General features: G+C 75.3%; 9 protein-coding genes. 5 read left to right on the plus strand and 4 right to left on the minus strand.

Annotated features, from left to right (window positions below):
- The 3 genes from Q6969_RS09055 to Q6969_RS09065 form a co-directional block, all read left to right on the plus strand.
- Positions 1–804: LuxR C-terminal-related transcriptional regulator (locus Q6969_RS09055; protein WP_317230138.1), on the plus strand; the 804-nt coding region annotated here is incomplete at its 5' end.
- A gap of 127 nt (positions 805–931) precedes the next feature.
- The gene (locus tag Q6969_RS09060) at positions 932–3,079 is read left to right on the plus strand and encodes a bifunctional UDP-sugar hydrolase/5'-nucleotidase (RefSeq protein ID WP_317230139.1); all 2,148 of its coding nucleotides are present in this window, start codon (positions 932–934) and stop codon (positions 3,077–3,079) included.
- A gap of 109 nt (positions 3,080–3,188) precedes the next feature.
- Positions 3,189–4,616: an amidase gene (locus Q6969_RS09065; protein ID WP_317230140.1), complete on the plus strand. Its 1,428-nt coding sequence runs from the start codon at positions 3,189–3,191 to the stop codon at positions 4,614–4,616.
- A 31-nt stretch (positions 4,617–4,647) separates the two neighbouring features.
- Here Q6969_RS09065 and Q6969_RS09070 read toward each other — a convergent pair whose 3' ends face one another.
- Positions 4,648–5,385, minus strand: coding sequence for a sulfite exporter TauE/SafE family protein (locus Q6969_RS09070; RefSeq protein ID WP_317230141.1), 738 nt, complete (start codon positions 5,383–5,385; stop codon positions 4,648–4,650).
- Positions 5,386–5,465: 80 nt separating this feature from the next.
- Here Q6969_RS09070 and Q6969_RS09075 point away from each other — a divergent pair, with 80 nt between their 5' ends.
- On the plus strand, positions 5,466–6,476 hold the full coding sequence (locus tag Q6969_RS09075; RefSeq protein WP_317230142.1) for a siderophore-interacting protein: 1,011 nt from the start codon (positions 5,466–5,468) through the stop codon (positions 6,474–6,476).
- A gap of 2 nt (positions 6,477–6,478) precedes the next feature.
- Positions 6,479–6,883 carry an SIP domain-containing protein gene (locus tag Q6969_RS09080; protein ID WP_317230143.1) on the plus strand — a complete coding sequence of 135 codons (405 nt, stop codon included), beginning with the start codon at positions 6,479–6,481 and terminating at the stop codon, positions 6,881–6,883.
- A 43-nt stretch (positions 6,884–6,926) separates the two neighbouring features.
- Here the strand turns inward: Q6969_RS09080 and Q6969_RS09085 are convergent, their stop codons facing one another.
- Genes Q6969_RS09085 through Q6969_RS09095 form a run of 3 tightly spaced genes read right to left on the minus strand, consistent with a single transcriptional unit; the run spans position 6,927 to position 9,627 of the window.
- Complete coding sequence (locus Q6969_RS09085; protein ID WP_317230144.1) at positions 6,927–7,808, minus strand: SDR family NAD(P)-dependent oxidoreductase; 882 nt, start codon at positions 7,806–7,808, stop codon at positions 6,927–6,929.
- Complete coding sequence (locus Q6969_RS09090; RefSeq protein WP_317230145.1) at positions 7,805–8,197, minus strand: Fe-S oxidoreductase; 393 nt, start codon at positions 8,195–8,197, stop codon at positions 7,805–7,807. The genes Q6969_RS09085 and Q6969_RS09090 overlap by 4 nt, the downstream gene beginning before the upstream one ends.
- A complete protein-coding gene (locus Q6969_RS09095) occupies positions 8,194–9,627 on the minus strand; it encodes an NAD(P)/FAD-dependent oxidoreductase (protein WP_317230146.1) in 1,434 nt (477 codons plus the stop codon). Before Q6969_RS09095 ends, Q6969_RS09090 begins: the two co-directional genes overlap by 4 nt.
- Between the last annotated feature and the right edge of the window lie 66 nt (positions 9,628–9,693).

Here is a 9,693-nt window from a genome sequence, read left to right on the forward strand (position 1 = left end):
GCCGAGGCCCGGGCCGTCTCCTCGGAGCGCGCCCGGGTCGTCGCCGAGCTCGGCGACGCGCACGCGACCACCCTCGAGTCGCTGCTCGCGGTCCTGCGCTCCTCCCGCACCGGCGACGCGGCCGCGCGCCAGACCGCCGCGGAGCTCGCCACCAACGCCATGGTGGAGCTCCGCGCCGCATCTGACCGCGACCGGTCGCTCGGCGAGGAGCCCGTCGCGCGCGCCTTCGCCCGGCTCCGCGACGACCTCCGCCCGCTCGTGCGGTTCCGCGACCTCGACGTGCAGTTCGTGGAGCCGCCGGTCGACGGACGCGCGCTCCCCGGCGAGGTCGCGCACGCGGGGCGCGCCATCGTGCGCGGCGCCGTGCTCGCGCTCGTGGAGGAGCCGGACGTCACCCGCGTGCGCATCCAGTGGGACTGCGACGGCAGCAACCTCCTGGTCGGGATCCGCGACGACGGCGCGGGCTCCACTACCGCCGACCTCGACGCGCTCCGTCGCCTGACCGACCGCGTGGCCGCGCTCGACGGCACGCTCGAGGTGACCGCGACGCCCGGTTGGGGTTCGGAGATCGCCGTGCGCCTCCCGCTCGACGCGCCGGCGGCCGGCTTGGACGCCGCGGGGGAGGCGGGCCTCAGCGCCCGCGAGCGGGAGGTGCTCGCGCAAGTCGCCGCCGGATCCCGCAACCGCGCCATCGCCGCCTCCCTCGGGATCAGCGAGAACACCGTGAAGTTCCACGTCGCCAACCTCCTCCGGAAGATGGGCGCGTCCACGCGCGCGGAGCTCGCCGGCCTCGTGCGCGGCTGACGCCGCCGGCGGCCGGCGGACGCCGCCGGAGATGACGGCCCTCCGAGGGGATGCGCGCGTTGACCCCATGGAAACCCAAGCTCCGTAAGGTATTGCTCACCGCCGCCTACGAACGAGGATGTCCCGCATGCGCCCTGCCCCCACCCGCCGCCCGTCCGGAGCCGCGCGCTCCGGCGCCCTCGCCGTCGTGGCGGGCCTCTCCGCCACCGCGGTCCTCGGTCTCGGCGCCGCGCCCGCGTCCGCCGCGGAGGGCGACGTCGCCATCGACGTCTACTCCATCAACGACTTCCACGGCCGCCTGGAGACGACGTCGTCCACCGCGGGCGCCGCCGTCATCTCGGGCGCGTTCCAGCAGGCGAAGGCCGAGAACCCGAACAGCACGCTCATCTCCGCGGGCGACAACATCGGCGCGAGCACCTTCACGTCGCTCTCGCAGCAGGACGAGCCCACGCTCGCCGCGCTGAACGCCATGGGCGTGTCCGTGTCGACGCTCGGCAACCACGAGTTCGACCAGGGCCGGGACGACGTCGACGACCGCGTCGTCCCCGCGTCCGACTTCCCGTACATCTCCGCGAACCTGTACGAGAAGGGGACGACGGAGCACGCCTACGCGGCCTACGACGTGCAGGAGATCGGCGGCGTGCGCGTCGCGTTCGTCGGCGCCACGACCGAGTCCCTGCCCGAGCTCGTGAGCCCGGCCGGCCTCGCCACGCTCGACGTCGGCAGCGTCGTCGACTCCTCGACCGCGACCGCCCGCGCTCTCCGCGACGGCGACGACGCCAACGGCGAGGCCGACGTGGTCGTGCTCGTCGTGCACGAGGGCGCGTCCACCTCCGACGAGTCCGCCCTCACCGACGACTCGGTCTTCGGCCGCATCGTTACGGGCGTCCAGGCCGACGTCGACGCCGTGGTCTCCGGCCACACGCACCTCGGCTACGACTACGAGCTGCCCGTCGCCGGCAGGGCGCTGCCGCTGCCCGTGCTCCAGACCGGCAGCTACGGCACCAACCTCGGGCACCTGTCGCTCACGGTGGACCCCGCCACGAAGGCGCTCACCTCCATCTCCTCGGAGCTGGTGCCGCTTCTCACCGCCGAGGGGGAGCCGGCGTTCCCGGCGGATCCCGCGGTGCAGCGCATCGTCGACGACGCGGTCGCGGAGGCCGAGGTCATCGGCAGCCGCACGGTCGGCGAGATCTCGGGCGACATCACGCGCGCCCGCCAGTCGGACGGCGCCGAGAACCGCGGCGGAGAGTCCACCATCGGCAACCTCGTCGCCGACGCGCAGCTGTGGGCGACCCAGGAGGACCTGGGCACCGAGATCGCGTTCATGAACCCGGGCGGCATCCGCCAGGACCTCACCGTCGCGTCCTCGGGCGCCGGCGACTCCGAGGGCGAGGTGACCTACAAGGAGGCCGCCATCGTGCAGCCGTTCGCCAACACGCTCACGGTCGCGCGGATCACGGGCGCGGGCGTGAAGGCCGTGCTCGAGCAGCAGTGGCAGCCCGAAGGCTCGTCCCGGCCGTTCCTCAAGCTCGGGCTCTCGCGCGACCTCACCTACACGTACGACCCGACGGCCGCGCGCGGCGAGCGGGTCACGGGCGTGTTCTTCCAGGGCGAGCCGGTGGATCCCGCGCGCGTCTTCACGATGGTCGCGAACAGCTTCCTCGCGGAGGGCGGCGACAACTTCACGGAGCTCGCGAACACCACCGAGCAGAGCGACTCCGGCCGCGTCGACCTCACCGCGTTCGTCGACCACATCACCGAGTTCTCGCCCGTCGACCCGGACTCGGCGACGCGGTCCATCGGGATCGTCGACACCACGGGCGCCCGTCCGGCGGCCGGCCAGGAGCGCACCTACGAGCTCTCGTCGCTGCTGGTCTCGAACGCGCCCGTGCAGGACACGGAGGTCGTGACGCTCATCGACGGCGAGGAGGTCGCGCGGACGCCGATCGACGCCGCCGTGGTCGACACGACCGACGAGCAGGGGCGCGCGAGCGTCCGCTTCACCGTCCCGGCCGACCTCGCGCCGGGTGCGCACCAGCTCGCGTTCCTGCTCCCGAGCACGGGGGCCTCGGTGCTCTACGCGCTCGACACGGCGGCCGGGTCCGTGGTCCCGTCGGGCACGGGAGTCGTCCCCGCGCCGAGCACGGAGCCGACCCTCGCGGCGACCGGATCCGAGGCGGCCCCCGTCCTCGGCACCTCGCTCGCCGCGCTCGCGCTCGGCCTCGCGCTCGTCGCGTTCCGCCGCCGCGCATCGGCGGCCGCGCGCCGCTGACGCGCGCGCGTCCGTGACGGACGGGGCGGGTGCCGGGACGATCGGCGCCCGCCCCGTCCGCGCGTCCGGCGCCGGTCGGATGGGCCGCCTCCCGGCCTACGCTGGAGCGGTGTTCGACCTCCACCACCTCAGCGCACAGGACCAGTGGGACCAGCTCCAGCGCGGCGAGGTCACCCCGACCGAGCTCGTCACGCACTACCTCGAGCGCATCGAGCGGCTGGATCCCGGCCTCGGCGCCTTCACCACCGTCACCGCCGACCGCGCCCTCGCGCGCGCCCGCCACGTCGAGCGCGAGGTGCCGCGCACCGCGCCGCTGTGGGGCCTCCCGTTCGGCGACAAGGACCTCTCCGAGCGCGCGGGCGTCCGCACCACGTTCGGCTCGCGTCTCTTCCGCGACCACGTCTCGGAGCGCACCGACCCGATCCCGCAGGCCCTCGACGACGCCGGCGGCATCAGCCTCGGGAAGACGAGCGCGCCGGAGTTCGGCCTGCCCTCCTACACGGAGGGGCTCGTCGCGCCGCCCGCGCGCACGCCGTGGGACACCGCCCTCGGCGCCGGCGGGTCGAGCGGGGGAGCGGCGGTGGCGGTCGCCGCGGGCCTCCTGCCCTTCGCGCCCGGCACCGACGGCGGCGGATCGGTGCGCATCCCCGCCGCCGCCACCGGCCTCGTGGGCCTCAAGCCCTCCCGCGGCCTCGTGCCCGCGCAGTCCGGCCTGGAGTCCCTCGCCGGGCTCGTCGTCCCCGGCCCGCTCGCCCGCGGGGTCGCCGACGCGGCCATGCTGCTCGACGCGATGATCGGCCGGGTCAACGGCCGCATCCCGCACCCGTTCACCCTGCGCGCGCCCGAGGACGGCGACGGCGACCTGCTGGGCGCCGCCGTCCGCGGCGAGGGCCGATTCCAGATCGGCGTCATGACCACCTCGCCGTGGGACGACGCGTACGAGATCGTCCTCGACCCCTCCGCCCGCGACGCGCTCGCCGTCGCCGTGCGCGAGCTCGCGGACGTCGGCCACGGCCTCGAGGACCTGGCCCTCGCGCCCGATCCCACGTACGCCCCGGCGTTCCGCACGATCTGGCAGGCCGGCGCCGCGGGGATCCCCGCCGAGGGCGCCGACCTGGAGCTCCTCGAGCCGCTCACGCGCTGGCTCGTGGAGCGGGGCCGCGCGCTCTCCGCCCGCGACCTGGCGCGCGCGCTCGCGCAGCTCACGGCGTTCGAGCGGAGCGTCATCGCGCAGTCCGCGCACGTCGACGCCGTGCTCACGCCGGCGCTCGCCATGGAGCCGCGACCGCTCGGCTGGTACGACGCGGAAGACGGCGAGCGGAACTTCGCGCAGCAGGTGCGCTACACGCCGTACACGTCGTTCGCGAACGTCACCGGCCTCCCGGCGATCACGCTGCCCGTGCACCTCACCGACGACGGCCTGCCCATGGGCGTCCAGCTCGTCGGCCGGCCGGGCGGGGAGGCGACGCTGCTCGCGATCGGGCGCCAGCTCGAGCGCCGCCTCGGCTGGCTGCGCCGGCACCCGTCGCAGTGGTGAGGGCGGCGCGGGTCGGCATCCGCGCCGCGGGCTAGACCAGCCCGGCGACGCCCTTCACGATGGCCGTCACCGCGCCCGCGAAGGCGAGCACCACGACGGCGGCGCGGGCGGCGCGGGTCGGGATCCGCGGTGCGAGCAGCGTGCCCGCGCCGACGCCGGCGACGAGGGTGACGACGATCCCGATCCACGCCGCCGCGCCGAGGTCGGGCCACCGGTCCGGCGCGAGGACGAGCTTCGTCATGAGCGACACCGCGCCCGTCGTGAGGAAGAACGGCTGCAGCGTGGCCGCGAACCCGCGCTGCTCCCACCGGCTCACGACCGCGTAGACGCTGACGCTCGGGCCGCCGATGCCCGCCGCGGCGTTCATCACGCCCGCCGCGAAGCCGAAGCCCGCCATCACGCCGGGTCCGTCGATGACGCGGCTCGTCCGCCGGAGGGCGAGGGAGGTGGTCAGCGCCGCGACGAGCAGGCAGCCGATGCCGATCTCGAGCGCGGGCTCCGGCAGCAGGTAGGCGAGGAGCGCGCCCGGCACGATGCCCACCACCGCGGGGCCGGCGAGCAGCAGGTACCGCCGCCACTCCACGTCGCGGACCGCGCTGGCGAGGATGAGGCCGGCCGACAGCACGCTGCACAGGTTCACGATCATCACGCCGTCGAAGGGCCCGAGGAGGATCACGAGCACCGGCGCCACCACGAGGGCGAACCCGAGGCCCGTCACGCGCTGCGCCACGGCGCCCACGAACACGGCGACGAGGACGGGGGCGATCACCCTGACATCCTCCCGTGGATCCGGCTCCGGAACGGGCGGACGCCCTCGACCGCTGAGGTAAGGCATGCCATACTTAGGCTGTGCTTACCTCCTCCGCGACCCTCGCCAGCAGCACCGCCGACGTGGAGCCCGTGGTCGAGGAGCAACCGGCGGCCGTCCAGGCCCCCGAGGCGGAGCGCCCGGCCTACCGCCCCTTCGCGGCCCGCGTCGCGCGCACCGAGCGCCTGAGCCCCACGTTCCTCCGCATCACGTTCCAGGGCGACGACCTCCGCGACTTCGGCGACGAGTGCCTCGACCAGCGCATCAAGCTGCTCCTGCCCGTCGCCGAGCACGGCCTGCCCGACCTGTCGGGCGTCGGCGGCGACGACTGGTTCGCCTGGTGGCGCGCCCTGCCGGACGCGGAGCGCAACCCGCTGCGCACCTACACCTCCCGCGCGGTCCGCCGCGAGCTCGGCGAGGTCGACGTGGACTTCGCGCTGCACGGCGACATGGGGCCCGCGTCCCGCTGGGCGGGCGCCGCCCGGGTGGGCGACGACATCGTGCTCATCGGCCCCGACGCCCTGAGCCCCGCGCGCGGCCTCGGCATCGAGTGGCACCCCGGGCACGCGCGCTCGCTGCTCCTCGCGGGCGACGAGACGGCCGCGCCCGCGATCTGCAACATCCTCTCCTCCCTCCCGGAGGACGCCGTGGGCTGCGCCTTCATCGAGGTCCCCGTCACGGGCGACCGCCTCGAGGTGCGCGTCCCGAAGGGCGTCAACCTCACCTGGCTCCCGCGTGACGGACGACCGAACGGCTCCCGCCTCGAGGAGGCCGTGCGCCACTGGGTGGACTGCCACGTGAAGGTCGGCGCCATCGCCACCCCCGAGGTCGCGCTCGCCGACGCGGAGCAGGCGCTCGCGGAGGACGACGCGGAGGCCATCGTGTGGGACGCTCCGGTCGTCCACGAGGGCTCGACGCTCTACGCGTGGCTCGCCGGGGAGTCGGGCTGCATCAAGGCCATGCGCCGCTTCCTCGTGCGCGACACCGGCATCGACCGGCGTCAGGTCGCGTTCATGGGCTACTGGCGCCGCGGCGCCGCCGAGGGGTCCTGACCGTGGCCGGGGCGACCCGCTCGCGCACCGCGAAGGGCACGAAGCGGCAGGTCCTGCTCGTCACCGACGAGTCCGGCCTCGCCGAGGCGCAGGCCGCGCTCGCGGTCCTGCCCATGTGCACGCGGGGCAGCGTGTTCGTCGAGGTGCCGGACGCCTCGGTCGACGTGCGGCTCGCGCACCCGCCGCGCATGGTCGTCACGGTCATCTCGCGCGCCGGCCGGGGGGCCGACGGCGCGCCCGCCGAGCCCATGGTCGCCGTCGCGCGGGCCGTCGGCGCGTGGGCCAGCGAGATGATGGTGTTCGCCGCGCCGATCTCCGACGAGCACCCGGTCACCGAGGTGAGCGTGCTGCTCGGCGGCCACGTCGGCGGGCACGACGACCTGCTGCACCTCCTCGCGACGATCTGAGCCCGCCGGAGCTCCCGGTGCGCGCCCCGCACGCGCGGAGCCCTCAGCCGCGGACCGGATCCCCGTCGGTCCCGGAGGCGAGCTCCAGCGCGGCCCAGAGCTCACGGCCGAGGCGCCGGTCGGCGGCTTGCGCCGTCGTCCTGCCGTCGGGCGTGAGCTGGTCGAAGTACGTGCCGTTCGGCGCCGCGAGGTCCGGCACCGACGCCAGCTGCACGAGCGGCACGGCGCCCGCCTCGGCCGAGATGCCGTAGGCGCCCATGGAGAGCGCGAGCAGCGCTCTCATCACGGTGCTGTCGGCGCCGAACGACGTGCGCACGAGCCCGGGATGGAACGAGCACGCCTCGATGCCGAGTGGGCCGACGCGCTCGGCGAGCGTGCGCATCATGAGGATCATCATGGCCTTCGACGTGCCGTACGCCTGCCAGCCGCCGAGCCACGGGCGCTTCCGCCAGTCGAGGTCGTCGAGGCGGACGCGTCCCCACAGGTTCGCGCGGCTCGCCGTCCCGATGACGCGCACCGGGCTCTTCGCGCCGCGCAGCCCGTCCTGCGTCCGCTCGAGCCGCGGCAGGAGGAGGCGGGTCAGCAGGAAGGGCGCGAGGACGTTGCGCTGGAACGTGGTCTCGTGCCCGTCGACCGTCATCGCGCGCCGCGGCACGAGGCTGCCGGCGTTGAGCGCGAGCACGTGGATCCGCGGGCAGGTCTCGAGGAGCGTCGCCGCGAGGGCGCGCACGTCGTGCAGCCGGTCCATGTCGGCGAGGACGTGGCGCGCGCCGAGCTCCGCGGCGATGCCGCGCGTGCGCTCGGGATCGCGCCCGACCACGACGACGTCGGCGCCGCGGTCGTGCAGCTCGCGCGCGGCGATGCGCCCGATGCCGGAGCTCGCGCCCGTGATGACGACGGTGCGGCCGTCGAGCGGACCGGTCACCGGTAGCCGCCCTTCTCCAGCCCCGCCTCGATCTCGAACCGGTTGTGGAGCGGATCCCGCCCGGCCCACCAGTACAGCGCCGGCATCAGGAGCCCGTATCGGCGCCACTGCAGGACGTGCACCGCCTCGTGCTCCAGCACCGCCGGGCCGGCGTTGTCCCGCGTGAGGTAGACGCGGCCGACGCACGTGCCGCCGCGGCCGAAGACCCACGACGGGAGGCCCGTGAGCACGATGAGGTCGCCGTGACGGCGCACCTCGCCCGTGCTGAGCGGCAGGCCGACGACGAGCCCCACCGCGGTCGCGACGCCGCTGCCCGCGCGCGACACGGGCGAGTCGAGCAGGACGCCGCGGACCGCGCCGGCCACGGCGCCGAGGGCGGACCGGATCACGCGGTCGGCCGCCCGTACGTCTCGAGCAAGCGCAGCCAGACCTCGCTGACGGTCGGGTAGGAAGGCACCGCGTGCCACAGGCGCGTGAGGGGCACCTCGCCGACGACGGCGATCGTGGCGGAGTGCAGGAGCTCCGCGACGTCGGGGCCCACGAAGGTGACGCCGACGATCACGCCGCGGTCCTCGTCGACCACCATGCGCGCCTGCCCGGCGTAGCCGTCCGCGTGGAGGCTCGAGCCCGCGACGGATCCGAGGTCGTAGTCGACGACGCGGGTGCGGAGGCCCGCGTCCTCCGCGGCCTTCGCCGTGAGCCCGACGCTCGCGACCTCGGGGTCGGTGAAGGTGACCTGCGGGACCGCGCGGTGGTCGGCCGTCGCGACGTGCACGCCCCAGGGGGAGTCGTCGACGGTGCCGCCGGTCGCGCGCGCGGCGATGACCTCGCCCGCGGCGCGTGCCTGGTACTTGCCCTGGTGCGTGAGGAGCGCCCGGTGGTTGACGTCGCCGACCGCGTAGAGCCACGGCGATCCCGCGTTGACGTCGCCCGTCACGAGCATGGTGTCGTCGACGTCGAGGTAGGCGCCCGGCTCGAGCCCCACGGTGTCGAGCCCCAGGTCCTCGGTGCGCGGCGTGCGCCCCGTGGCCACCAGGACCTCGGCGGCCGTGACGGCGGACCCGTCCTCGAGCTCGACCCGCACCACGTCCCCGTCGCGCGTGACGCGGGAGGGCGATGCGCCGAGGCGCACGTCCACGCCCATGCCGCGGAGGCTGTCGGCCACGAGCTCGCCGGCGAACGGCTCCTGCCCGGTGAGCAGCCCGCTGCGGGCGACGATGGTGACGGCGCTGCCGAGCGACGCGTACGCGGTGGCCATCTCGGCCGCGACCACGCCGCCGCCGATGACGACGAGCGACTCCGGGACGACCTCGGCGCTGGTCGCCTCGCGGCTCGTCCACGGCTGCGCCTCGGCGAGGCCCGGGATGTCGGGGAGGAGGGCGGCGGTGCCCGTGGAGACGGCGACGGCGTGCGTCGCCTCGTGCTCCACCGTGGATCCGTCGGGCGCCGTGACCGTGACCCGGCGGGGACCGGAGAGGCGGCCGTGCCCGCGGGCGAGGTCGATGCCGATGCCCTCGAGCCAGCTCACCTGGCCCTCGTCCGACCAGGAGCTCGTGAACGAGTCGCGGCGCGCGAGGACCGCGGCCACGTCGAGGTCGCCGGTCACCGCCTCGCGGGATCCGGCCACCGCGCGGGCGGCGCGGAGGGCGCTGCCGGAGCGGAGCAGCGCCTTGCTCGGCATGCAGGCCCAGTAGGAGCACTCGCCCCCGACGAGCTCGGACTCGACGACGAGCACGGAGAGCCCGCCCTGCTTCGCGCGGTCGGCGACGTTCTCGCCGACGGGGCCGGCACCGATGACGATGAGGTCGTAGGAGGTCATGGTCCCGACCCTACTCGCGGCCCCCGGCAGCCCCGGTCGCCGGTCGGTGGGCGGATCAGCGTCCGA

This window comes from Clavibacter sp. MX14-G9D (assembly GCF_032917815.1).
In the GTDB taxonomy this organism is placed as follows: domain Bacteria; phylum Actinomycetota; class Actinomycetes; order Actinomycetales; family Microbacteriaceae; genus Clavibacter; species Clavibacter michiganensis_K.

Excerpts from the sequence above, each read along its gene's own strand:
- Q6969_RS09060 (WP_317230139.1), top strand. The coding sequence starts at position 932 with ATGCGCCCTGCCCCCACCCGCCGCCCGTCCGGAGCCGCGCGCTCCGGC.
- Q6969_RS09095 (WP_317230146.1), bottom strand. The coding sequence starts at position 9,627 with ATGACCTCCTACGACCTCATCGTCATCGGTGCCGGCCCCGTCGGCGAG.